1 pseudogene is annotated in these 411 nt (G+C 60.6%); it reads left to right on the forward strand.

The annotated features are described in order from the left end of the window. Positions 1–411 (forward strand): annotated as a pseudogene (locus tag ACYP33_RS34720) (hypothetical protein); the annotation flags it as partial.

Below are 411 nucleotides of genomic sequence, written 5' to 3' on the forward strand. Positions count from 1 at the left end.
TGCTGTGTCTGCCGTGGTTTCTCGACATGATCCCGGCGGGCCCGCGCGGAACCGGCAAGAAGTCGGGCAGCGTTGCCGAGTTTCATCCGGTGCCTGCGTCCTACAAGCCGCTCGTCAACGGAGAGGAGGCATTCGGCGCGCTATACGACGCGATTCTGGCTGCCAGGCATTCGATCGACTATATCTGCTGGGGTTTTCAGCCATCGATGTATTTCCGGCGGGGCGGCGGCGATTCGCTCTGCATTGGTGACCTGCTGATCCAAAAGGCGCGCGAAGGCGTGAAGGTCCGCATTCTGTGCTGGGCCGATACGTTTGCGGTGGCGCAGAAGCTGGAAAATCCGAACCCGGGATATGACCTGGTGCGCAGCGCGTTCACGCAAAACGAGAACACGACCCAGCTCGAATATGACC

The sequence above is a fragment of the Burkholderia sp. 3C genome (assembly GCF_054589155.1).